At 60.9% G+C, this 22,274-nt stretch carries 21 protein-coding genes; 13 read left to right on the top strand and 8 right to left on the bottom strand.

Annotation, left to right across the window (positions count from 1 at the left end; all coding sequences use genetic code 11):
* Positions 1 to 124: 124 nt before the first annotated feature.
* Both ACEN2T_RS14750 and ACEN2T_RS14745 read right to left on the bottom strand, forming a co-directional pair.
* The gene (locus ACEN2T_RS14750; RefSeq protein ID WP_095184478.1) at positions 125 to 1,069 is read right to left on the bottom strand and encodes an aliphatic sulfonate ABC transporter substrate-binding protein; all 945 of its coding nucleotides are present in this window, start codon (positions 1,067 to 1,069) and stop codon (positions 125 to 127) included.
* Positions 1,070 to 1,277: 208 nt separating this feature from the next.
* Complete coding sequence (locus ACEN2T_RS14745; RefSeq protein ID WP_032889532.1) at positions 1,278 to 1,613, bottom strand: hypothetical protein; 336 nt, start codon at positions 1,611 to 1,613, stop codon at positions 1,278 to 1,280.
* A gap of 90 nt (positions 1,614 to 1,703) precedes the next feature.
* On the opposite strand from ACEN2T_RS14745, the gene ACEN2T_RS14740 reads away from it, so the two are divergent.
* From ACEN2T_RS14740 to ACEN2T_RS14730, 3 genes are all read left to right on the top strand, one after another.
* Positions 1,704 to 2,048, top strand: a complete 345-nt coding sequence (locus tag ACEN2T_RS14740) for a hypothetical protein (protein ID WP_032889529.1) — start codon at positions 1,704 to 1,706, stop codon at positions 2,046 to 2,048.
* A 55-nt stretch (positions 2,049 to 2,103) separates the two neighbouring features.
* Positions 2,104 to 3,012, top strand: a complete 909-nt coding sequence (glsB, locus tag ACEN2T_RS14735; RefSeq protein WP_032889526.1) for a glutaminase B — start codon at positions 2,104 to 2,106, stop codon at positions 3,010 to 3,012.
* 119 nt (positions 3,013 to 3,131) lie between these two features.
* On the top strand, positions 3,132 to 3,452 hold the full coding sequence (locus ACEN2T_RS14730) for a hypothetical protein (RefSeq protein ID WP_233896829.1): 321 nt from the start codon (positions 3,132 to 3,134) through the stop codon (positions 3,450 to 3,452).
* A 5-nt stretch (positions 3,453 to 3,457) separates the two neighbouring features.
* Here ACEN2T_RS14730 and lspA read toward each other — a convergent pair whose 3' ends face one another.
* From lspA to ACEN2T_RS14715, 3 genes are all read right to left on the bottom strand, one after another.
* On the bottom strand, positions 3,458 to 3,961 hold the full coding sequence (gene lspA, locus ACEN2T_RS14725; protein ID WP_032889521.1) for a signal peptidase II: 504 nt from the start codon (positions 3,959 to 3,961) through the stop codon (positions 3,458 to 3,460).
* A gap of 356 nt (positions 3,962 to 4,317) precedes the next feature.
* Positions 4,318 to 5,562: a saccharopine dehydrogenase family protein gene (locus ACEN2T_RS14720; protein WP_442116913.1), complete on the bottom strand. Its 1,245-nt coding sequence runs from the start codon at positions 5,560 to 5,562 to the stop codon at positions 4,318 to 4,320.
* Positions 5,563 to 5,590: 28 nt separating this feature from the next.
* Positions 5,591 to 6,688, bottom strand: a complete 1,098-nt coding sequence (locus tag ACEN2T_RS14715; protein WP_027607243.1) for a carboxynorspermidine decarboxylase — start codon at positions 6,686 to 6,688, stop codon at positions 5,591 to 5,593.
* A gap of 355 nt (positions 6,689 to 7,043) precedes the next feature.
* Here ACEN2T_RS14715 and ACEN2T_RS14710 point away from each other — a divergent pair, with 355 nt between their 5' ends.
* The 7 genes from ACEN2T_RS14710 (at position 7,044) to ACEN2T_RS14680 (ending at position 14,003) form a co-directional block, all read left to right on the top strand.
* A complete protein-coding gene (locus ACEN2T_RS14710) occupies positions 7,044 to 8,063 on the top strand; it encodes a LacI family DNA-binding transcriptional regulator (RefSeq protein ID WP_032889511.1) in 1,020 nt (339 codons plus the stop codon).
* Positions 8,047 to 9,051, top strand: coding sequence for an ABC transporter substrate-binding protein (locus tag ACEN2T_RS14705; RefSeq protein WP_131699895.1), 1,005 nt, complete (start codon positions 8,047 to 8,049; stop codon positions 9,049 to 9,051). Before ACEN2T_RS14710 ends, ACEN2T_RS14705 begins: the two co-directional genes overlap by 17 nt.
* The gene (locus tag ACEN2T_RS14700) at positions 9,052 to 9,870 is read left to right on the top strand and encodes an ABC transporter permease (protein WP_442116912.1); all 819 of its coding nucleotides are present in this window, start codon (positions 9,052 to 9,054) and stop codon (positions 9,868 to 9,870) included.
* On the top strand, positions 9,867 to 10,661 hold the full coding sequence (locus ACEN2T_RS14695) for an ABC transporter permease (protein WP_099602706.1): 795 nt from the start codon (positions 9,867 to 9,869) through the stop codon (positions 10,659 to 10,661). The genes ACEN2T_RS14700 and ACEN2T_RS14695 overlap by 4 nt, the downstream gene beginning before the upstream one ends.
* On the top strand, positions 10,658 to 11,689 hold the full coding sequence (locus ACEN2T_RS14690; RefSeq protein ID WP_442116911.1) for an ABC transporter ATP-binding protein: 1,032 nt from the start codon (positions 10,658 to 10,660) through the stop codon (positions 11,687 to 11,689). The genes ACEN2T_RS14695 and ACEN2T_RS14690 overlap by 4 nt, the downstream gene beginning before the upstream one ends.
* Before the next feature lie 10 nt (positions 11,690 to 11,699).
* Positions 11,700 to 12,533, top strand: coding sequence for a phosphodiesterase (locus ACEN2T_RS14685; RefSeq protein WP_442116910.1), 834 nt, complete (start codon positions 11,700 to 11,702; stop codon positions 12,531 to 12,533).
* 150 nt (positions 12,534 to 12,683) lie between these two features.
* Entirely contained in the window at positions 12,684 to 14,003 is a 1,320-nt protein-coding gene (locus ACEN2T_RS14680; RefSeq protein WP_442116909.1) for an OprD family porin, read from the top strand.
* Positions 14,004 to 14,017: 14 nt separating this feature from the next.
* Here ACEN2T_RS14680 and ACEN2T_RS14675 read toward each other — a convergent pair whose 3' ends face one another.
* Both ACEN2T_RS14675 and ACEN2T_RS14670 read right to left on the bottom strand, forming a co-directional pair.
* A complete protein-coding gene (locus tag ACEN2T_RS14675; protein WP_442116908.1) occupies positions 14,018 to 14,491 on the bottom strand; it encodes a GNAT family N-acetyltransferase in 474 nt (157 codons plus the stop codon).
* Positions 14,492 to 14,637: 146 nt separating this feature from the next.
* On the bottom strand, positions 14,638 to 16,281 hold the full coding sequence (locus tag ACEN2T_RS14670) for a sensor domain-containing diguanylate cyclase (RefSeq protein ID WP_122681248.1): 1,644 nt from the start codon (positions 16,279 to 16,281) through the stop codon (positions 14,638 to 14,640).
* A 182-nt stretch (positions 16,282 to 16,463) separates the two neighbouring features.
* On the opposite strand from ACEN2T_RS14670, the gene metE reads away from it, so the two are divergent.
* Positions 16,464 to 18,752: a 5-methyltetrahydropteroyltriglutamate--homocysteine S-methyltransferase gene (gene metE / locus ACEN2T_RS14665; protein WP_122756505.1), complete on the top strand. Its 2,289-nt coding sequence runs from the start codon at positions 16,464 to 16,466 to the stop codon at positions 18,750 to 18,752.
* A 729-nt stretch (positions 18,753 to 19,481) separates the two neighbouring features.
* Here metE and ACEN2T_RS14660 read toward each other — a convergent pair.
* The gene (locus ACEN2T_RS14660; protein ID WP_442116907.1) at positions 19,482 to 20,636 is read right to left on the bottom strand and encodes a DUF1624 domain-containing protein; all 1,155 of its coding nucleotides are present in this window, start codon (positions 20,634 to 20,636) and stop codon (positions 19,482 to 19,484) included.
* A 134-nt stretch (positions 20,637 to 20,770) separates the two neighbouring features.
* On the opposite strand from ACEN2T_RS14660, the gene ACEN2T_RS14655 reads away from it, so the two are divergent.
* A complete protein-coding gene (locus tag ACEN2T_RS14655) occupies positions 20,771 to 21,268 on the top strand; it encodes a sigma-70 family RNA polymerase sigma factor (RefSeq protein ID WP_095184486.1) in 498 nt (165 codons plus the stop codon).
* Positions 21,265 to 22,218 (top strand): FecR domain-containing protein, encoded by a 954-nt coding sequence (locus tag ACEN2T_RS14650; RefSeq protein ID WP_442116906.1) that lies wholly within the window; start codon positions 21,265 to 21,267, stop codon positions 22,216 to 22,218. The genes ACEN2T_RS14655 and ACEN2T_RS14650 overlap by 4 nt, the downstream gene beginning before the upstream one ends.
* Positions 22,219 to 22,274: the final 56 nt, after the last annotated feature.

Genomic DNA, 22,274 nt, shown 5'->3' with positions numbered 1-22,274 from the left:
CGGGACAAGCCCGCTCGCCACAGGGATATTTGTCAGCGTCTGAAAAGTTGTTTAGATACCCATGGTCATCGGGGGCAAGTCGAATCGTCGCACCGCCACTCCCACATTTAGATCACACCAGCCTTCAAGGCCGCCAGGTCTGCACATCCTTGGCATCCACCGCCTTCGGCAACAACCCCGCCTTGAAGAACGCATCGGCGATCTTCTGCTGCTCACCCAACTGATCCACCGTCACTGGCTGCACCTGATAACTGCGGTGCGCGTTCGCCGCTTCCACCGTGGCCACGTCCAGGTTGCCCCACAGCGGGCCGAGCACTTTCGCCGCTTCTTGCGGATGGGCTTTCACCCACTTGCCGGTCTTTTCCAATTCCCCATACACCACCTTCAACACTTCTGGGTGCGCCTTGGCGTAGGGCGTGCCCGTCAGGTAGTAACGCTTGTAACTGGCGAGGCCTGCGCCATCGGCCAGGGTGCGGGTCGGCAGTTGGCGCTGCACGCTGGTGAGGAAGGGTTCCCAGGTGACCCAGGCGTCGACTTTGTTGTTTTCGAACGCCGCGCGGCCATCGGCTGGCGACAGGTAAGCCGGTTCGATATCCGAGAACGCCAGGCCAGCTTTATTCAGGGCGGCGATCAACAAATAGTGAGTGCCGGCAGCCTTGGTCACCGCGATTTTCTTGCCCTTCAAGTCCGCCAACTGTTGGATCGGCGAGTCCTTGCGCACCACGATGGCCTGGGCCGAAGGCGAGGGCGCTTCCTGGGCGAAGTAGGTGAGTTTGGCCTGGGCGGCCTGGGCGAAGATCGGCACGGTGTCAGCCACGTCGGCGCTGATGTCGACGTTGCCGACGTTCAGCGCCTCCAGCAGCGGCAGGCCGCTGGGGAATTCGTGCCAGCTCACGGCGATGTTGTCAGCCTTGAGGGCTTTCTCAAGGGTGCCTTGGGTCTTCAGCAGGGTGATCAGCGTGGAGGATTTCTGGTAGCCGATGCGCACGGTTTCCTGGGCTTGCGCACCAAAGGCAACGGAAAAGGCCAGCAATCCTAATACAGCGGCGAGGGGACGACGAAGGGACATGGTGGGCTCGATCTTCAACGAAATAGCCCTGAGCTTAATGATCTAAAAACCATTCGATAAATACTCTTTCGATCTGAGCTTAGGATGCTTTCAGCCGCTTCCTGCCCGCTGGAACAGCTGGGCCATGGGCGGGTGCGCGGCTTCGATCATCAAGTAATACACCTCCGTTTCGCTGCCCCCGCGCGCCGAATGGGGTCGGTGGTGTGGCTCAGTCCACGCAGATCGCCCGGCCCAGCTTGCCTTTCTCTACCGTCGCCGAGCAGCCGAAGTGGCCGTTATCTACCTGGCACGCGCCGGTCACCGGGCCGTTGCCGGACTGGGTGGTGACACTGGTCTGGCACTCGCCTTCACACTGACTGGAGTCGGTGCACGCCTTGCCTGCGTCCTTGTATGGCGTGATGCACTTCCAGCTTTGCAGCTTGCCGACTTGCTTCATGGTGCCGCCGCCTGCCAGGCAGGTGGACGCTGCAGCGTCCTGAGCGGGCGGGGTCGTGGTGCATGCCGATACCAGCAGTAAAGCGGCCAGGCCAATCATTAATTTCATGCAAAGTCCTCGTGAAGTGAGCGCAGCGGTGCAGTGTACGGGCATATGGACTACTTTGATTGACGAGCGATCCCCACCCGGTAATGACTCATGCACACGTTATGGAAGCGGTATGTGGCCCTGCTGGAAAATGACCTGAGCACTCAGATCTTCGACAATGTTAAAAACCTGCTGGTGTGCGCGCTGCTGTTCGCGGCGGGAACCAATACGCTGCTCGGGCAACGTGAACTCTTTATTGGCATGTTCGCGTCAAACGTGGCGGGCTGGGGGCTGATCATCCTGTCCACGGTGTTGATGCTGTTGAACGTCAGCGACGGCATTCGCCGGCTGGCCAAGCTGCGTTATCACTTGGCATTGCAGCTGTTGTTGATCCTGGTTTATCTGGTGGTGGCCGAGCGGGTTGTGGAGATTGTGTGGGGCTTCCGCGCCCATTGAAGTATCCTCCGCACCCCGCTTTCCACTGATTCAAAGACAGATGACAGGACAAGACATGCAGGCGCTGCTGGAGTCGATCCTCGACGAAGTGCGCCCACTGATCGGCCTCGGCAAAGTCGCCGACTACATTCCCGCGCTGGCCGATGTACCGGCCAACCAACTGGGCATCGCCGTGTATGGCAACGACGGTTCGGCCTACCGCGCCGGAGATGCCGATACGCTGTTCTCGGTGCAGAGCATTTCCAAGGTGTTCAGCCTGGTGCAGGCCATCGACCATGGCGGCGAATCCATCTGGGAACGCTTGGGCCACGAGCCGTCGGGGCAACCGTTCAACTCGTTGGTGCAATTGGAATTCGAACGCGGTCGCCCGCGTAACCCCTTCATCAATGCCGGTGCGCTGGTGATCTGCGACATCAACCAATCACGCTTTGCGGTGCCGATTCTGTCGATGCGCGACTTCGTGCGGCGCCTGTCGGGCAACCCGCAGATCCTGGTCAACAGCGTCGTCGCCGACTCCGAAGCCCAGCACGGCGCGCGCAACGCGGCCATGGCCTACCTGATGAAATCCTTCGGCAACTTCCACAATGACGTGGATGCGGTGCTGCATAGCTACTTCAACTACTGCGCCTTACAGATGAGCTGCCTGGACTTGGCCAAGGCGTTCAGCTTCCTCGCCAACGAGGGCACGAGTGCCCACAGCGGCGAACAGATCCTCACGGCGCGCCAGACCAAGCAAGTCAACTCGATCATGGCCACCAGTGGGCTGTATGACGAGGCGGGGAATTTTGCTTATCGCGTGGGCTTGCCGGGCAAGAGCGGGGTCGGCGGCGGCATTGTCGCGGTGGTGCCGGGGCAATTTACCGTGTGCGTGTGGTCGCCGGAGTTGAACGCGGCGGGGAACTCACTGGCGGGGATCAAGGCGTTGGAGTTGTTGAGTGAGCGGATTGGGTGGTCGGTGTTTTGAGAGCGTTCCCACGCGCGTGGGAACGATGATCTGGATGTCATGCCGCTGGATGGGCGTCATCCAATGCTACGCTGCCGCCGCAGCCCAGGAATTTTCCCTTTTCTCAGATGGATGTCTGTATGGCCTATGAACTCCATATCGCCCGTGTCGAAAGCAATGCAATAACGCCTGAAGAATGGCGTGACGTGTGTGCCGGTGACCCGTCCCTCCTGTTGCAGGACGAAGTGACTGCCGTTAATCCCACGACAGGAGCGACGATCTCCATCAGCGGTAACCAAACGGCGTACTGGACCTCTCCCACCACGCAGCAGGATTACTATTTCGATTATCGCCGTGGCCAAATTTCGTTTGTATACAGCGATGAGAGCATCGTGAAAGCCAAGGCGATCGCCCTGGCCCTCGCCGCTGAAATTCGAGGCGATGAGGGGGAGAAATACTGATACGCCTAGGCTTTACGCGGCTTCACGAACAGGTCGATCAGCAGGTACAGCGCGCCGACAGTAATTGCGATATCCGCAATATTGAACACCCCGGTATGCGCTGGCCCGACGTTCAGGACCATGTAATCAACCACATGGCCGTCGCGAAACACCCGGTCGATCAGGTTGGCGATGCCACCCAAGGCGATGGCGTACAGCGGCAAGACTTTACGCAGCGGCTGGTTCCAGTTGGAGAGGGACCACCCCATCGCCCAGGCCACCACAACGGCCACGCCGACGATAAAGATCAGTTGTTTGACCTGTGGTGGCAAAGCGGCGCCCAGGCTCAGGAATGCGCCAGGGTTGAGGCTTAGCTCCAACGCAAAGTTGATCGGGTTTGAGCCGATTTTGAAGCTGTTGGCCTGCAGTGAAACCAGGGCCCAGAGTTTCACAAGCTGGTCCATAGCAATGAAGGTGATGCCGGCGAGGAGGGCGAAGCTGCGGCCTCGCAATAGGGGCGACGTGCTCAAACGGTAACTTCCTGTTTCGGGGCGGTCGATAAGGCGGCTGAAGATAGCTCAGGCGCTCTATCCCGTCCATCTTCACGCCGCCGGGCAGGCTGTGTTCAACGCCTTAAGTTCAGGACTCAGTACCTTTGTGCAAATTGCCGATAATTGCAGTGCACACGGTCATCTGTGAATTCCAATGTGGGAGGGGGCTTGCCCCCGATTACGGTGTGTCAGTCACTGCTGCTGTGACTGATGTACTGCAATCGGGGGCAAGCCCCCTCCCACATTGGATGTTCAGTGTCTTGGAACTCGGTATCCGCCCAAACAAAAAATGCGCCCCTGAGGGCGCATTTTTTTGTTCGGTCAGCTATCGCCTATCAGGCAATCGCATCCCAGGCTCGATCACCGTGCTCGTCCTTGATCCGAGTCGGCAAGCCCATCACGTCCAGCGCCTTGAGGAACGGCTCAGCCGGCAGTTCCTCGACGTTGGCCATGTGTTTCACATCCCACTCGCCACGGGCTACCAGCAGCGCTGCGGCTACTGGTGGAACGCCTGCGGTGTAGGAGATGCCCTGGCTGTCGGTTTCAACGTAGGCTTCTTCATGATCCGCTACGTTGTAGATGAACATCTCGCGCGGCTGGCCGTCCTTGGTGCCTTTGACCAGGTCGCCGATGCAGGTCTTGCCGGTGTAGCCCGGAGCCAGCGAAGACGGGTCGGGCAGCACGGCCTTGACCACTTTCAACGGCACCACTTCCAGGCCTTCGGCGGTGGTGACCGGCTTCTCGGAGAGCAGGCCGAGGTTTTTCAGCACGGTGAACACGTTGATGTAGTGTTCGCCGAAACTCATCCAGAAACGCACGTTGGGCACGTCGAGGTTTTTTGACAGCGAGTGCACTTCATCGTGGCCGGTGAGGTAGAGGTTCTGCGAACTCACGACCGGGAGGTCGTCGGTACGTTTGACTTCGAACATGGTGTTGCTGGTCCACTGGCTGTTCTGCCAGCTCCACACCTGCCCGGTGAATTCGCGGAAGTTGATTTCCGGATCGAAATTGGTGGCGAAGTATTTGCCATGGGAGCCGGCATTGACGTCGAGGATGTCGATCGAATCAATGCGGTCGAAATGCTGTTGCTGCGCCAGCGCGGCATACGCGTTGACGACACCCGGGTCGAAGCCCACGCCAAGGATGGCGGTGATGTTCTTCTGTTTGCACTCTTCCAGGTGGTTCCATTCGTAGTTGCCGTACCACGGCGGGGTCTCGCAGACCTTGCCCGGCTCTTCGTGGATGGCGGTGTCGAGGTACGCAACGCCCGTGTCGATGCAGGCACGCAGTACCGACATGTTGAGGAACGCGGAACCCACGTTGATGACGATCTGCGATTCAGTCTCGCGGATCAGGGCCTTGGTCGCTTCCACGTCCAGGGCGTTCAGCGCGAAGGCCTGGATGTCGGCGGGAACCTTGAGGCTACCCTTGGCCTTGACGCTGTCGATGATGGCCTGGCATTTGGAGATGTTGCGCGACGCGATAGCAATACGACCGAGTTCGTCGTTGTGCTGCGCGCACTTGTGGGCCACCACCTTGGCGACACCTCCTGCACCAATGATAAGAACGTTCTTTTTCAATTGCTTTATTTCTCCTATATCCGCCAGCTTACGAAAGGCTGGACAGGTAGTCGTCGTAACCAAATTCACGAACCACTTCGACTGTACCGTCGAGTTGTTTCACTACGATGGACGGCATTTTCAGGCCGTTGAACCAATTTTTCTTGACCATGGTGTAGCCCGCGGTGTCGATGAACGACAGCCGATCGCCGATGGCCAGCGGACGATCAAATTGATACTCGCCGAAGATGTCCCCGGCCAGGCAGGATTTGCCGCACACCATGTAGGTGTGTTCGCCCTCGCTCGGCGCCAGTTTGGCGTTGAGGCGGTAGATCAGCAGGTCCAGCAGGTGGGCTTCAATGGAGCTGTCCACGACGGCGAGGTTTTTGCCGTTGTAGAGGGTGTCGAGCACGGTGACTTCCAGGGAGGCGCTGTTGGTGATCGCCGCTTCGCCGGGTTCCAGGTAGACCTGCACGTCGTACTTTTGCGAGAACGCCTTGAGGCGCTGGCAGAAGGCGTCGATGGCATAGCCTTCACCGGTGAAGTGGATGCCGCCGCCGAGGCTGACCCAGTTGACCTTGTGCAGCAGCGCGCCGAAGCGTTCTTCGATGGTGTTCAGCATCTGGTCGAACAGGTTGAAATCGCCGTTCTCGCAGTTGTTGTGGAACATGAAACCGGAGATCTGCTCGATCACGCCTTCGATCTTCACCGGGTCCCATTCGCCCAGGCGGCTGAATGGACGCGCCGGGTCAGCCAGCAGGTAGTCGGAGCTGCTCACTTGCGGGTTGACGCGCAGGCCGCGGGTCTTGCCTTCACTGCGTTCGGCAAAACGCTGCAGCTGGCTGATGGAGTTGAAGATGATCTTGTCGCAGTTATCGAGCATCTCTTCGATTTCATCGTCGGCCCAGGCCACGCTGTAGGCGTGCGCCTCACCTTCGAACTTCTGGCGACCGAGCTTCAACTCATACAGCGACGACGAGGTGGTGCCGTCCATGTATTCCTGCATCAGGTCGAACACCGACCACGTGGCAAAGCACTTGAGCGCCAGCAGGGCCTTGGCGCCGGACTGCTCGCGCACGTAAGCAATCTTCTGCATGTTGACCAGAAGCTTCTGTTTATCGATGAGGTAGTACGGCGTTTTGATCATTTTTGAGAGCCTGCGGCGGTGCCTGCCAAAAAAGGACACGCATTGTGCCCGCACTTGGATCGAATCGAAAGGTTAGCCGGCGGATTTTGCACGCCGGTTTTTCAAGCATAGCCCCGGAGTATGACTATCTAAGGATATGCACCGGCCCGGTGTGGGAGGGGGCTTGCTCCCGATAGCGGTGTGTCAGGCACACTATTGGCGGGCTGATCCACCGCTATCGGGAGCAAGCCCCCTCCCACATTTTGGCCTAGGTGACTTTGTTGCACTGCCATCAAACCGTCATCTCCCCACCACCTTCCTGCCATATTCCGCCGTTACTGTCCTCGCCAATGAGATCGATCTCAAGCGAGTGAACATGACTGACCTGAAAGACGTTGCGCGGCTGGCTGGCGTATCCCGCGCCACCGCCGCCCGTACCTTTGCCTCTCCCGAGCAGGTGCGCCCGGCGACCCGTGAGCAGGTGTTCGCCGCCGCCCGTGAGTTGGGGTTTCGGCCCAACCTGCTCGGCCGCCAACTGCGCCTGCAAACCACCCAATTGATTGGCGTGGTAGTGCCCAACCTGCTCAACCCGGTGTTCGCCGAGCAGTTCCAGGCCATGGAGCGTGCCGCGCGGTTGCGTGGCTACAGCCTGGTGCTGGCGACCACCGACTACAGCAGCGAGCGCGAGTGCATTGTGGTGGAAGAACTGCTGCGCCAGCGCGTCGATGGCCTGGTGCTGACGGTCACCGATGCCGAAAGCAACAGCGTGCTCAGCAGCCTGAATACCGAACAAACCCCGTTCGTGCTGGCCTATCACCAACCGAGCAACCCCAACTACAGCGCCGTGTCGGTGGACAACCGCGCGGGCATGGCCTTGGCCACGCGCTACTTGCTGGAGGCCGGTCATCGACGCATCAGCATGGTCGCCGGCCCCGCCTTGCAGTCCGACCGCGCACGCCTGCGCTATGCCGGTTACTGCGACGCGATGAAGGAATACGGCCTCAAAAGCCGCGCGGTGATCGAAATGCCCGCGCATACCCAGGCCGAATTCGCTGCCATCCAGCCGTACCTCAACGGCCCCGACGCCCCCAGCGCGCTGGTGTGTTCCAACGATTTCCTGGCTATCAGCCTGATCGCCGAACTGCGCCGCAATGCCTGGAATGTACCCGGGCAGTTGTCGGTGATGGGCTTTGACGGCATCGCCCTCGGCACCCAGATGCACCCGACCCTGTGCAGCGTGGTGCAGCCCATCGCGCTGCTGGCCAGCACGGTGATTGACCAACTGCTGGCGCAGATCGCCGGGAATGCCCCGGTTTCCCATTGCCTGCCTTGCCATATCCGGCCGGGCGAAAGTACCCAACCCTTTGAGGAGTCCCTTGATGCGCGCATTCAGTAAAACCCTGGCAGCCGTGCTGCTGTGCGGTGTGGCCAGCCTGGCCCAGGCCGCCGACACGGCTATTTGCTACAACTGCCCGCCGGACTGGGCCGACTGGGGCACCCAGCTCAAGGCCATCGCTGCCGACACCGGTGTGCAGGTGCCGTTGGACAACAAGAACTCCGGCCAGTCCCTGGCGCAACTGGTGGCCGAAAAGGCCGCGCCGGTCGCGGACGTGGTGTATTACGGCGTGACCTTCGGCTTGCAGGCGCAAAAGGCCGGTGTGGTCGATGGCTACAAACCCAAGGGCTGGGAGCAGATCCCCGCCGGGTTGAAAGACCCCGCCGGCCAGTGGTTTGCGATCCACTCCGGCACCTTGGGCATCATGGTCAACGTCGATGCATTGGGTGGCCTGCCGGTGCCGCAAAGCTGGGCCGACCTGCTCAAGCCTGAATACAAAGGCATGGTCGGCTACCTGGACCCGTCCAGTGCCTTCGTCGGTTACGTCTCTGCCGTGGCGATCAACCGCGCAATGGGCGGCGACCTGGACAACTTCGCCCCGGCCATCGACTACTTCCAGAAGCTGGCGAAAAACGCCCCCATCGTGCCCAAGCAGACCGCCTATGCGCGGGTGCTGTCCGGCGAGTTGCCGATCCTGGTGGACTACGATTTCAACGCCTACCGCGCCCGTTACAAAGACAACGCCAACGTCGCCTTCGTGATCCCCAAGGAAGGCAGCATCAGCGTGCCCTATGTGATGAGTCTGGTGGCCAACGCGCCGCACCGCGCCAATGGCGAGAAGGTGCTGGACTTCGTACTGTCGGACCAAGGCCAGGCACTCTGGGCCAAGGCGTACTTGCGCCCCGTACGCCCGGTGACCATGCCAGCAGACGTCGCCGCGCAGTTCCTGCCCGACAGCGATTACGCCCGCGCCGGTGTGGTGGACTATCAGAAAATGGCCGCTGTGCAGGAAGCCTTCGCCGCCCGTTACCTGAACGAGGTCAAGTAAGTGGCTGCATCGGCAAAACAGGCGGCCTGGGCGCTGGCCCCGGCCTTTGCGGTGCTGTTCGCATTCTGGCTGTTGCCGCTGGCGCACTTGATGGTGCTCGGCGCCGACAGCCGCGACAGTCACGGCAGCGGCTATTGGCAGGTGCTCAGTAGCGCGCAGTACCTGAGCAGCCTGGCGCAGACTTGCGTGCTGGCGATCGTGGTGACGTTCACCGCGTTGTTGATCGGTGGCATCAGCGGCGCATTCCTTGCGCGCCAGCAGTTTTTCGGGCGCTCGGCGTTGGTGGCCTTGCTCACGTTTCCTCTGGCGTTTCCCGGGGTGGTGGTGGGCTTTCTGGTGATCCTGTTGGCCGGGCGCCAGGGGTTGCTGGCGTCCTTGGGCCTGCAAGTGGCCGGTGAGCGCTGGATCTTTGCCTACTCGCTGGCCGGGCTGTTTGTCGGCTACCTGTACTTCTCGATTCCCCGGGTGATCCTCACGGTGATGGCCGCGTGCGAAAGCCTCGACCGCAGCCTGGAAGAGGCCGCGCATTCGCTGGGAGCAGGGCACTGGCGGGTGGTGTGCGACGTGATCGTGCCGGGCCTGGCGCCGGCGTTGGCGTCCTGTGGTGCGATCTGCTTCGCCACGTCCATGGGCGCCTTCGGCACCGCGTTCACCTTGGGCACGCGCCTGAATGTGACCCCGGTGGCGATCTACAACGTGTTCACCAACTACGCCAACTTTGCCGTCGCCGCCGCGTTGTCGGTGGTGCTCGGCGCGGTGACCTGGGCGGTGTTATTGCTCACGCGGCGCCTGGTGAAAAATGCGGGGACTGTCTTGTGAAGCGCTCATCGCTGTTTGTGATTCAACTGCTGTTCACCTTGCTGGTGTGCGCGTTCATGTTGGTGCCGGTGCTGATGTCGTTGCTGGCCGGGTTGACGCGCAATTTCTTCGTCGGCCTGTCCAGCGGCCTGACCTTCGACTGGCTGATCCAGGTCTGGCAGGCCTATTCGCCCACCGTATGGCTGTCGTTGCAATTGGCGCTGGCGTGCGCGGTGTGTGTCTGCGTGATCGGCGTGCCGGCGGCGTATGCGCTGGTGCGCATGAACAACCGCTTCAGCCGTGCCTTCGAAGAACTGATGGTGTTGCCGGTGGCGATGCCGGGGTTGGCCAGTGCGCTGGCGTTGCTGCTCACCTACGGCCAGTTCGGCACGTTTCGCAGCAGTTGGCTGTTCATCCTGGTGGGCCATGTGCTGTTCACCTTGCCGTTCCTGGTACGTCCGGTGATGGCGGTGATGCAACGCCAGCAACTGCCGGTGCTGGAGGAGGCGGCGGCCAGTCTGGGCGCCGGGCCGATCAAGCGCTTTTTCAGCGTGGTGGTGCCCAACTGCCGGGCGGGGATTCTCGCTGGCGTGCTGATGGTGGTGACCTTGTCGTTGGGCGAATTCAACCTGACCTGGATGCTCCACACACCGATGACCAAGACATTGCCCGTTGGCCTGGCCGACAGCTACGCCTCGGCGCGCCTGGAAATCGCCAGCGCCTACACCCTTATCTTTTTGCTGATGATCGTGCCGCTGCTGATTGCGTTGCAGGCCATCAGCGCTCGTTTGTCCCGTGGAGAGCGTCGATGACCGCTATCACTATTCGCCTGCAAGGCTGTCGCAAGGCGTTCGCCGACGGCACCGTGGCTGTGCATGATCTGAACCTGACCGTTGAAGGCGGTGAAACCCTGGCGATCCTCGGCCCGTCCGGCTGCGGCAAGACCACCACCTTGCGCCTGATTGCCGGCCTGGAACGCCCGGATGTGGGCCAGGTTTTTTTCGGCACCGACGACGTCACCCGCCTGCCCATCGAGCGCCGCGACGTGGGCATGGTGTTCCAGAACTACGCGTTGTTTCCCAACCTCGATGTGGCCGGCAATATCGTCTACGGCTTGAAGATTCGCGGCATGGCGCCGCTTGCGCGGAACAAGCGCTGCGAGGAACTGCTGGAGCTGGTGGGCCTGCAACAGCATGGCAAGCGCAGCATCCACGAATTGTCCGGTGGCCAGCGTCAACGCGTGGCCTTGGCCCGTGCCTTGGCGCCGCGCCCTAAGGTGCTGTTGCTGGACGAACCGCTGGCCGCCCTGGATGCGCAATTGCGCGAGCGCTTGCGCAGCGAGCTGAATGAACTGCTGCGCGGTCTCGGTATCACCTCGGTATTTGTCACCCACGATCAGGGCGAAGCCATGGCCCTGGGCGATCGTATCCTGGTGATGGAGCACGGCCGCGTCGCGCAACTGGCCAGCCCACGGGAGATCTACCAGAAACCGGCCAATGCTTTCGTCGCCGGTTTTGTCGGCAACCTCAATGCATTTGCTGTTACCTCGCGAACAGCCCATGGCCTGAAAGTCTGCGGCGGCGAGTTGCCGTGGCAGGCCGCCGACGTGCCCAGCACGGTGTACTGCCGCCCCGAACACCTGCGGGTGATGGAGAGCGAAGGGCATTTGCACGGCCATCTATTGGCGCAGTTTTTCCAGGGCGCCCAAAGCCGCTTGCTGGTAGACGTGGGCGGCCCGCAACCGCTGCTGGTGGACAGCAGCGACAACCACTTGTACGCCGTCGGCGCGCCGATCGCTCTGGCGATTGCGCCGCACATGTTGTTCACCCTGAATGCGTGAGAGTTTGCTTGTGAATCGTCCGTTTCTTGTTGCGCAAATCAGCGACCTGCACCTTAAAGCCGGCCAGCGCCTGACGTATGGGGTGGTCGATACCTTGGGCGCGCTGCGCCGTGCCGTCGACCATTTAAACGCCAGCCAACCCCGGCCCGATATCGTGGTGGTCAGCGGTGACCTGGTGGACTTCGGCCGCGCTGATGAATACGCCGTGCTGCACCCCGAACTCGCGCGCCTGCACATGCCGTACTACCTGGTGCCCGGCAACCACGACACACGCGGTCCGTTGCTTGAGGCATTCCGTGATCACGCTTATTTGCCGTCGTCGGCAGAGGGGCCGTTGGACTGGGTGGTGGACGAGCATCCGCTGCGCTTGATCGGCCTGGACTCGACTATCCCCGGTGGGCATGGCGGCCAGCTACTGGACAGCCAATTGCACTGGTTGGACGCGCAACTGGCACGCCGCCCGGACGCGCCGACGTTGCTGATCCTGCACCATCCGCCGTTTATCAGCGGCATCGGCCATATGGACCGCGAACCCTTTATCAATGCCGCCGCACTGGAGCGCGTCGTGGCGCGCCACCCGCAAGTGGAACGCCTGCTGTGCGGGCACCTGCACCGGCCGATGCAGCGACGCTTTGGCGGCAGCTTGAGTTGTGTGTGCCCCGGCACCTCCCATCAGATTGTGCTGGACCTGCAAGACGCCGCGCCCGCGCATTTCAACCTGGAACCGGCGGGGTATTTGTTGCATCGCTGGGATGCGCAACACGGCTTGATCAGCCACAACGGCGTGTTCGGGGATTACCCGGGGCCGTATCCGTTTTATGACGCTCATGGATTGATTGACTGAGGTTTACGGAGGTTTCACTTCACTCAACTAGCTAACAACTAAGTAACTGAACAACCGTTAATGCCCCGGCCAACATCACGTTTGGCCGACGGCATCCTGCTGCCCATTTTTTGCGCCCGGAACTTGGATTCCGCGCCGGAGTTCGTCCTGATGAAAGCCACGTTGAGTGTATTAAGTGTATTGACCGGCGGCCTGGGCATTGCCCTGAGCCCCTTGGCGTCTGCTGACTTTTTGAGCGACAGCAAAGCCAACTTGAGCATGCGTAACTTCTACTTCAATAACGACAACCGCGACGGCACGGCGGCACCGTCGAAGACTGAAGAGTGGGGCCAGGCCTTTATCCTCAACTACCAGTCGGGCTTCACCGACGGCACCGTCGGCTTTGGCCTGGACGCCATCGGCATGCTCGGCGTGACCCTCGACAGCAGCGCCGCGCGCCATGTCGGCAGCTCGATGATCCCCACCGAAGACGGCAAGGCCACGGATAACTGGGCCCGTGGCGGCGCGACCGCCAAGGCACGCTTTGCCAAGACCGAAGCGCGCTACGGCTACCTGCGCCCGAACCTGCCGATCCTGGTGAGCAACGACGGCCGCCTGTTGCCGCAGTCGTTCGAAGGCGGGCAAGTCACCAGCAAGGACATCGACAACCTGACCCTGGTCGGCGGCCAGCTTGAGCACACCACCGGTCGCGGTTCCAGCGACCGCAGTGGCCTGGCCGCGGCGGGCGGTACCCAGGAAAGCAATAAATTCACCTACGCCGGCGCGGACTACCAACTGACCAAGGACCTGATGGTCCAGTACTACTACGCCAACCTCGAAGACTATTACCAGCAACACTTCGCCGGGTTGATCCACGTATTGCCGTTGGGCGAATACGGCTCATTGAAAACCGACCTGCGCTACTTCAAGACCAGCTCCGACGGCAAAAACAGCAGTGCTGCCGGCCGTGCCGAGGGCTACAAGCTGGGCGGCTATACCAAGAACGGCAACGGTGAAATCGACAACAACACCTGGAGCGCCGCGTTCATCTACTCCCTGGGCCCGCACGCGATCACCGCCGGCTACCAGCAAGTCTCGGACGACAGCAACTTCGCCCAACTCAACCAGGGCGGCCTGGTGAACAAAGGGGAGGGCGGTGCCAGCCTGTACCTCTACACCGACCGTACCGTGCAGACCTTCATCCAGGCCGGCGAACGCACTGCCTTTGCCCAGTACGCCTACGACTTCGCGTCGCTGGGTGTACCCGGCCTGAAGGCCTCGGTCATGTACCTCAAGGGCGAGCACATCCTCACCACCAGCGGCAACGACGCCAGCGAGTGGGAGCGGGACATCTCGTTGGATTACGTGGTGCAGAGCGGCACGTTCAAGAACGTCGGGTTCGGCTGGCGTAACGGCGTGTCACGCAGTGAAGTGGCGCGGGACCAGGACCAGAATCGGGTGTTTGTGAGTTATTCGATTCCGTTGATGTAGTACAGCTGAGCGCCTCACCTCTGTAGGCGCGAGTGGGCGCTCAGTGATCGTGCATGCGTTGCGGTGTCATCGCTGATCTGATGAAAACCGCAGCGCAGATAAAATGCTGCGGCTTCGGGTGTATCGGTAGATAAGCGCACATCGTGGAATTTCAGCGTAGCGTAATCCAGCAGTGCTTGAACCAAGGCCTTACCCACGTCTCGCCCTCGCATTTGGGGAGTCACGTATACCCGGCGCAGCCGGCCCACGGTTGAGCCGGCGTAGGGATCACGGGAAACGCCGCCGACTGCAATCAGTTGCTCCTGGTAAAACACGCCCAAAAGGTACTCGCCCGGTTGTTCGAACCGATTGGCGCCTGTTTCCCACTCTGTGGTCAGGCGCGTGAGGAACCTGAACCCTTCGGCAATGGCTTGCGCTTCCAGCGTGTGGATCTCGTCTGGGAGTTCTTCCAGTCTACGTATCGAAGGGGCTTCGCTGGAGGGCTTCATAGGGACTCTTTGTGTGGGCATTGAGCGTTGTTGCGACCTCATAGCTGATTGCGCCCCAAAGACAACTGCCTTGGGTAATGACATCCCTGTAGGGACCTATCCGAAATAGCGTGGCGGGCACTGTACCTGTGGCGACGGAGGCGTGCTCAAACCACCCGGTTCCTGCCCGCGGCCTTGGCCTCATACAAACACATGTCCGCGCGTTTGAGCAGTGCCAGGGAGTCACGGTCCGAAGGCTCGGCCACGCCCACGCCGATGCTCACGGTCAGACGGCCCACGGTTGGAAACACTGCCGCCTCGACGGCCGCGCGGATTTTTTCGGCGACCACGTCGGGGCTGTCCGGCGCTTCGACTTCCGGTAGCAGCACGGCGAATTCTTCCCCGCCATAACGCGCCACAAAGTCAGTGGCGCGCGTCGTGCTTTCTATCAGCGCGGCGAGTTGGCACAGCACATCATCGCCAATGGCGTGGCCGTAGGTGTCGTTGACGCGCTTGAAGTAATCGGCATCGATCAGCAGCAGGGCGAAGGTGCGGCCGGTGCGTTGGAACAGCAGGCTGTTCTCGGCGAGTTTTTCATCGAAGCGGCGACGGTTGAACACGCCGGTGAGGGCATCGTGGGTGGCCAGCTTGAGCAACTCGGCGTTGGCCTGGGTGAGGTCGGCGGTGCGTTGGGCGACAGTGGCTTCCAGGGAGGCGTTGGCTTCCTGCAGCTGGCGTTCCTTGGCCAGCAGCGCTTGGGTCATGCCGGTAAGCGAGCGGCCCAGTTGGGCGATTTCCAGCACTGAGTGCTCCTGTGGAAACACGGCGCCGGGCTGGTGCTCCTGGACTTGCTTGGCGGATTTGGCCAGTTGTTCGATAGGGCGACTGAGGGAGGAGGCCAGGTAATACGCCGCGACCATAAACGCCACGGCGGCGAGTACACCGAGTATCAGCAGTTTGTAGAGCAGCGTGCGCGCCGGTTGCAGGGCCACATCCAACGGCTGGCGCACCATGATGTACCAAGTCATTTTTGCGTTGGAGGGGCTGGGCACCGCGACCGAAGCGGTCACAAAACCGTCCGCCGTGGACCAGCCGGAAGGCGTGACCAGCTTGTCTTTAGGCATCTGCTCGCCGGCCAGCAGTTCGGGATAAAGCACCTTGCCGTCGAAGTCGACAATCAGCGCCTCGATATCAGGGATGGCGTCCTTCTGCATCACTGCCGAATCGACGATTTGCGTCACCCAGCGCCAGTGCGCATGGGCCCCCAGCACGCCGATGGTCTCGCCCTTGGCGTTACGGATAGGCTCGGCGAAATCAATAAAACGCAACAGCTCGCCGTTGGCCGCCCCTGGCAGCAACTTGGCCAGCAGCACCGCCTCATGGGGATCGCCGGTGTATTCGCCAAGCAGACCGGCCTGGAACCATGGGCGCTGGCTGACAGATTGATTCACCAGCAGCCCATTCACCGCCTGGCGCACACGGCCGTCGGCATCGGCGACGCCCATCCACGCGTACTCGGCGCGAGACTGGGTGCGCAGCTCCATCAGCGTGAGGATGTCCGGCTCGTTCAAGTCACCCTTGCGAAACAGCGGCGCTTTGCTGAGCAGGGTCACTTCCAGCTGACGCTCGCGCAGTTGCACGGCCAACAGCGCAGCCGTGGAGCGCGCTGTGCTCAACAAAGCAACGCCGCTGGCCTGCTTCATCTGCCCAGTTGCGATGTGCCCTACATAAAAGCCCACGCTCAGCAAGGTGAGCAGGGATAAACCAGCAAACCATAAGGTCAGGTGACTGCGCAGGCTGGCTTTGATCATGGGTGCTCATTTGAATGTATTGTTTGCGAGCATAGTACCCGCAATGAATGAGTGCCGTGTCGGCTAAAGGCAAGCTTCAACATGAGCGAAACTTGTGCTGATCTAAAATAGAATGAGTTTGCCTCACTATGATCAATTCCCGACAATGACTGCCATACATAACGACATTGGAGTTGTAAGTCATGGCTGTCGCTCATTCCCTGGGATTTCCGCGCATTGGACGCGATCGTGAACTGAAAAAAGCGCAGGAAGCGTTCTGGAAGGGTGAGCTCGACGAGGACGGCCTGCGCGCCGTTGGCCGTGACCTGCGCAAGACCCATTGGGCGTTGCAGAAACAGGCCGGTATTGAGTTGCTGCCCGCTGGCGATTTCGCCTGGTACGACCAGGTGCTGACTCACTCGCTGATGTTCGGCGTGATCCCTGAGCGCTTTCGCCCGGCGGATGGCAAGGCCACCCTGCAAACCCTGTTCGGTATGGCGCGGGGTGTCAGCGACAACTGCTGCGGCGGTGCCCACGCCCAGGAAATGACCAAGTGGTTCGATACCAACTACCACTACTTGGTGCCTGAATTCAGCGTCGACCAGCAGTTCCATCTGGGCTGGGATCAACTCTTCGAAGAAGTGCAGGAAGCTCTCGAACTGGGCCACAACGTCAAGCCGGTGGTGATTGGCCCGTTGACGTACCTGTGGCTGGGCAAGGCCAAGGGCGGCGACTTCGACAAGCTTGATCTGCTGGAGCGCCTGCTGCCGTTGTATGGCCAGATCTTCCAACGCCTGGCGGACCTGGGCGTGGAATGGGTACAGATCGACGAGCCGATCCTGGTGCTCGACCTGCCACAAGAGTGGAAAAACGCTTTCGAACGCGCCTATAACCTGATCCAGCGCGACCCACTGAAAAAGTTGGTGGCGACCTACTTCGGTGGTCTGGAAGAGAACCTCGGCCTGGCCGCGAACCTGCCAGTGGATGGCCTGCACATCGACCTGATACGGGCGCCGGAACAGTACCCGACCATCCTCGACCGTCTGCCGGCGTACAAGGTGCTGTCCCTGGGGGTAGTGAACGGACGCAACGTCTGGCGCTGCGACCTGGAAAACGCCCTGGCGACCTTGCAGCATGCTCATGAAAAACTCGGTGATCGCCTTTGGGTGGCGCCGTCCTGCTCGCTGCTGCACAGCCCGGTGGACCTGGGCCGTGAAGACAAGCTGGATGCCGAGTTGAAAAGCTGGCTGGCCTTCGCTGTGCAGAAGTGCGCTGAAGTGGCGGTGCTGGCCCAGGCGGTCAACCAACCTGAAGCGCCCAACGTGCTTGCTGCTCTGACGCACAGCCGCACCGTGCAGGCCGCACGCGCTGCTTCGCCAAGAATCCACAAACCGGCCGTCCAGGCACGTGTTGCCGCTATTACTGCCAAGGACAGCCAGCGCCACTCGCTGTTTGCCCAGCGTATCGAGCAACAGCGCGCTGGCCTCAAACTGCCGTTGTTCCCGACCACCACCATCGGTTCGTTCCCGCAAACAGCCTCTATCCGCCTGGCGCGCCAGTCATACAAGGCCGGCAAGTTGAGCGAGGCCGAATACGTCGAAGCGATGCACAGCGAAATCAGGCACGCCGTCGAAGTGCAGGAAAACCTCGGCCTGGATGTGCTGGTGCATGGTGAAGCTGAACGTAACGACATGGTCGAATACTTCGCCGAGCAACTGGACGGGTACGTGTTCACGCGCTTCGGCTGGGTCCAGAGCTACGGTTCGCGTTGCGTGAAACCAGCCGTAATTTTCGGCGACCTGAGCCGTCCGAAGGCGATGACCGTGGAGTGGATCCGCTATGCCCAAGGCCTGACCCATAAGGTCATGAAAGGCATGCTGACCGGTCCGGTGACCATGCTGATGTGGTCGTTCCCCCGCGAAGACGTAAGCCGTGAAGTGCAGGCCCGCCAATTGGCCTTGGCGATTCGTGATGAAGTGCTGGATTTGGAAACCGCTGGCATCAAGATCGTGCAGATCGACGAAGCCGCGTTTCGCGAAGGCCTGCCGTTGCGCCAGGCACAGTGGCAGCACTACCTGGATTGGGCCACCGAAGTGTTCCGCCTGTGCGCCTCCGGCGTGCGTGACGACACCCAGATCCATACCCACATGTGCTACAGCGAGTTCAACGATGTGATCGAGTCCATCGCAGCGATGGATGCCGATGTGATCACCATCGAAACCTCACGTTCGGACATGGAGTTGCTGGACGCGTTTGAAGCCTTCGCCTACCCGAATGACATCGGCCCGGGAGTCTACGACATCCACTCGCCACGGGTGCCCGATGCATCGGAAATGGCTAACCTGCTGCGCAAGGCAGCCAAGCGGATCCCGGCCGAGCGGTTGTGGGTGAACCCGGATTGCGGCTTGAAGACGCGCGGCTGGCCGGAGACTGAGGCGGCGCTGATTCATATGGTCACTGCGGCGCGTCAACTGCGAGCGGAATTGGCGTAACGCGGTTAAAAATGTGGGGCGAGGTTTGCTTTCGATGGCGGTTTGTTGGTGTGCATATCCGTTTCTGCGGTCACGGCGGGTATTGGTTCCGCCCTTACGGCGGGTCACTTTGGAAAAGCCCCAAAGTAACCAAAGGGCTCTTGCCCCAACACTCGGCACCTCGCCTAGGCTCGGTGTGCCCTCACTCCGGCTTGAATCCGTGGGCCGCCGCGATGGGCCATCCATGGCCCAGCGCGGCTAACCCGGCGTCCTGCCGGGTTACCCACGGATTCAAGCCTGCGTTCGGCCAGCGTGTTTGACGGGGCGCCTGAGATCAAGATCAAAAGCGCAGATCAACAGACCGCTGACTTCGTCAGCGAAAAGGATGTAAGAGCCAAATCAAAAGCAGATCTAAAGCAGAGCAAAAGCAGAGAAAAAGCGGAGCAAAAGCAGGACAGCAGGCTAGGACCTATCTGGCTGATCTATGAAGATCAAACTGTGGGAGGGGGCTTGCTCCCGATGGCAGTGGGGCAGTCACAGCTGCATCAACTGACACACCCTCATCGGGAGCAAGCCCCCTCCCACATTTGGACGGAGTTCGGCTTAAGAATCCGGTCGCCGTAAGGGCGAAACCGTAAGCCGCCGTTATCGCAGCAACGGATATGTACTCAGCCAGCATCCTGACTCGGAGACATCGTAGTCAGGGCCTGTAGCATCGCCACACTGCCCCTCCCACAATTGAATCTACGCTCAGAGGTATTTGAGCCACGCCAGATCCCGTCGACGCGCTTTCAGGCCGGCAAACCAGCGCACTGGCACGTAAAGCACCAGCGGCAGCAACAGAGCCGCCAGCCATACGGCACCGATGCTGTCGAACCCGAAGTAGTTGCCATGGTTGAGGCCGAACGCCGCCACACACGCTACATACAGCACCTTCAGCACGTACAGGTGCAGCAGGTAAAAGAACATCGGCGCTGCACCAAACACGGCCAATACTCCGATCCAACGTTTATGCCCCGCGCGTTCAAACGCCAACAGCAGCAACAGTCCAATCCCCAACGTCAACGCCAGGAACAACAACGAAGGCGGGTACTTGGTCACGTTGAAAAAGCTCATCACCGTTTGCACGCCGGTCTCGTACGTCTGCCAAGGCTTCTCGCCGTAGCTGTTGACCGCACGCAACATCACAAACCCCATCAACGAACCCGCACCGGCCAGCAACAGATGGCGCTGGCGCGCTGCAGGCACGGTGGCATTGGCGAACCACGGACCGATGCTGTAGCCCAGTGCAATCACACCGATCCACGGCAACACCGGATAGGTAGTGCGCAAGCGCAGGTCGGCGGACACGTCGATCCAACTGCGTTCATGCAGGATTGCCCACAGATTCTGCAGCGCCGAACCTGGAGCAAAGTGCACGCCATCCAGCAGGTTGTGCCCGCCGATGATCACCAGCGCCACGATGATCAGCAGCGGGCGCGGCAGCCACACGAGGGCGGCGAGGGCGATCATGCTGATGCCAATCGCCCAGATTACTTGCATGTAGATCACGCTCGGTGGGAGCTGGAAGGTCCACGCGAAGTTGACCAGGGTGAATTCCAGCACCACCAGGAACAACCCGCGCTTGAACAGGAACGCCGACACATCGCGGCGGCCCTGGTATTTCTGGCCGTACAAAAACGCGGATAACCCCGTGAGTAAGACAAACACCGGCGCGCACAGGTGGGCGAGGGTGCGGCTGATAAACAGCGCAGGTTCGGTGTTGTCGATGCTCATCGGGTCGCCGACCTGACGGTGCAGAAGGAAGGTTTCGCGAACGTGGTCGAGCAGCATGAACAGGATCACCAGGCCGCGCAGGGCGTCGATGGAGAGCAGGCGTTGTCGGAGCGGAACAGCATCGGTCATGGGTGTGGTCGCAGGGCTGGGTGGAAAGTGGATGTTATCCTATAACATTAAATTGCACATTGCTGAGGTCCGTCGCCCAGACTAGAATGCGATCAATTCTTAATTACTCCGTGGCCTTGGTGCCGGTGACTCGCATGTCGTCCCCCCTCAACCTGCCTATTCAGGCGCTGTACTGCGAACACCACGGATGGTTGTACCGCTGGCTCGACCGCAAACTGGGCAATGCCAGCGATGCGGCCGACCTGGCTCACGACACCTTCGTGCGGTTGTTGAGTCGCCAGAGCTGCGCCGGTTTTGGCAGCGAGCCACGGGCGTTGCTCACTCATATTGCCAAGGGCCTGATGATCGACAGTTGGCGTCGTCAGGAGGTCGAACGCGCCTACCTGGAAACCATCGCCCACTTGCCCGAGCAGCAAGTGCCATCGCCGGAAACCCGCTGGCTGATTCTCGAAGCGCTGTACCGTATCGAAGCCATGCTGCGAGACTTGCCCGAGAAAACCCGCCAGGCGTTCCTGATGTCGCAGCTCGATGGCCTGACGTACCAGCAGATTGCCGATGAGTTGAAGGTGTCGCTGGTGTCGGTCAAACGCTATATGCGCGATGCTTTCCTCGCCTGCCTGAGCGTGGCATGAACCCGTCGATTGACCCGCTGATCCTGGGCGAAGCCGCCGACTGGATGGTGCAGTTGCAGTCCGGCAGCGCGACCGACGAAGACCACCGCGCCATCGCCCAATGGCAAGGCCGCAGCGCCCAGCACGCGCAGGCCTGGCAGCGTGCGCAGGCGATTCTGGGGGACTTCAACAGCGTGCCGAGTGCGATTGCCGGCGACACCCTCAAGCGTATCGGCCGCAAAAAATCCCTTGGCCGGCGCCAGGCATTGGGGTTGTTGCTGCTGGCAGGTCCGGCGACGTGGCTGGCCTTGCAGCAAAAGCCCTGGGAGTCGTGGGCGGCCGACCAGCGCACCGCCATCGGCGAGCAACGCAATTTGACCTTGCCTGACGGTACGCGCCTGCTGATCAACACCGCCAGCTCGTTGAATATCGGCTTCACCGATCAGGTACGGCGCATCGAACTGCTGCAAGGCGAAGTGATGATCACCACCGCCAAGGACCCTGCACCAAGCCATCGTCCGTTTATCGTACAAACCCGCCACGGCACCGCCCGTGCGCTGGGCACGCACTTCAGCGTGCGTGTCGGTGAGCACAGCAGCCGCGTGGCCGTGATCGAAGGCGCGGTGGAGATGCTGCCGGCCCACGCCGACCGTGGGTTGATCCTCAAGGCCGGTGAGCAGAGCGCATTTGGCAACAACAGCGTGGCGGCGGTTGGGCCGCTGGATGTCAGCGCCATGACCTGGGAGAACGGCATGCTGCTGGCCCAGCATATGCGCCTGGCGGATTTGCTCGACGAACTGGGGCGCTACCGTGCCGGCGTGTTGCGTTGCCACCCCGGTGTGGCGGGGTTGACCGTTTCCGGCGCATTCCCCCTGCGTGATACCGATGCCAGCCTGCGCCTGTTGCAGGAAACCCTGCCGGTGACCGTCAGCCGCTTGACCGGCTACTGGGTCACCGTCGAGCCGCGTTGAAATTTCTTTCAGATTCGCTGATACCTTTTTCGTTGTCGTCCGGTGTAGGGGAGAAC

Source organism: Pseudomonas sp. W22_MBD1_FP4 (assembly GCF_052113765.1).
GTDB classification, from domain to species: domain Bacteria; phylum Pseudomonadota; class Gammaproteobacteria; order Pseudomonadales; family Pseudomonadaceae; genus Aquipseudomonas; species Aquipseudomonas sivasensis.
This window is presented reverse-complemented; position numbering and strand designations above follow the sequence as displayed.

Coding starts and splice junctions, on each gene's coding strand:
- ACEN2T_RS14750 (WP_095184478.1), bottom strand. CDS start 1,069: ATGTCCCTTCGTCGTCCCCTCGCCGCTGTATTAGGATTGCTGGCCTTT.
- ACEN2T_RS14745 (WP_032889532.1), bottom strand. CDS start 1,613: ATGAAATTAATGATTGGCCTGGCCGCTTTACTGCTGGTATCGGCATGC.
- ACEN2T_RS14740 (WP_032889529.1), top strand. CDS start 1,704: ATGCACACGTTATGGAAGCGGTATGTGGCCCTGCTGGAAAATGACCTG.
- glsB (WP_032889526.1), top strand. CDS start 2,104: ATGCAGGCGCTGCTGGAGTCGATCCTCGACGAAGTGCGCCCACTGATC.
- ACEN2T_RS14730 (WP_233896829.1), top strand. CDS start 3,132: ATGGCCTATGAACTCCATATCGCCCGTGTCGAAAGCAATGCAATAACG.
- ACEN2T_RS14715 (WP_027607243.1), bottom strand. CDS start 6,688: ATGATCAAAACGCCGTACTACCTCATCGATAAACAGAAGCTTCTGGTC.
- ACEN2T_RS14710 (WP_032889511.1), top strand. CDS start 7,044: ATGACTGACCTGAAAGACGTTGCGCGGCTGGCTGGCGTATCCCGCGCC.
- ACEN2T_RS14705 (WP_131699895.1), top strand. CDS start 8,047: ATGCGCGCATTCAGTAAAACCCTGGCAGCCGTGCTGCTGTGCGGTGTG.
- ACEN2T_RS14690 (WP_442116911.1), top strand. CDS start 10,658: ATGACCGCTATCACTATTCGCCTGCAAGGCTGTCGCAAGGCGTTCGCC.
- ACEN2T_RS14680 (WP_442116909.1), top strand. CDS start 12,684: ATGAAAGCCACGTTGAGTGTATTAAGTGTATTGACCGGCGGCCTGGGC.
- ACEN2T_RS14675 (WP_442116908.1), bottom strand. CDS start 14,491: ATGAAGCCCTCCAGCGAAGCCCCTTCGATACGTAGACTGGAAGAACTC.
- ACEN2T_RS14670 (WP_122681248.1), bottom strand. CDS start 16,281: ATGATCAAAGCCAGCCTGCGCAGTCACCTGACCTTATGGTTTGCTGGT.
- metE (WP_122756505.1), top strand. CDS start 16,464: ATGGCTGTCGCTCATTCCCTGGGATTTCCGCGCATTGGACGCGATCGT.
- ACEN2T_RS14660 (WP_442116907.1), bottom strand. CDS start 20,636: ATGACCGATGCTGTTCCGCTCCGACAACGCCTGCTCTCCATCGACGCC.
- ACEN2T_RS14655 (WP_095184486.1), top strand. CDS start 20,771: ATGTCGTCCCCCCTCAACCTGCCTATTCAGGCGCTGTACTGCGAACAC.
- ACEN2T_RS14650 (WP_442116906.1), top strand. CDS start 21,265: ATGAACCCGTCGATTGACCCGCTGATCCTGGGCGAAGCCGCCGACTGG.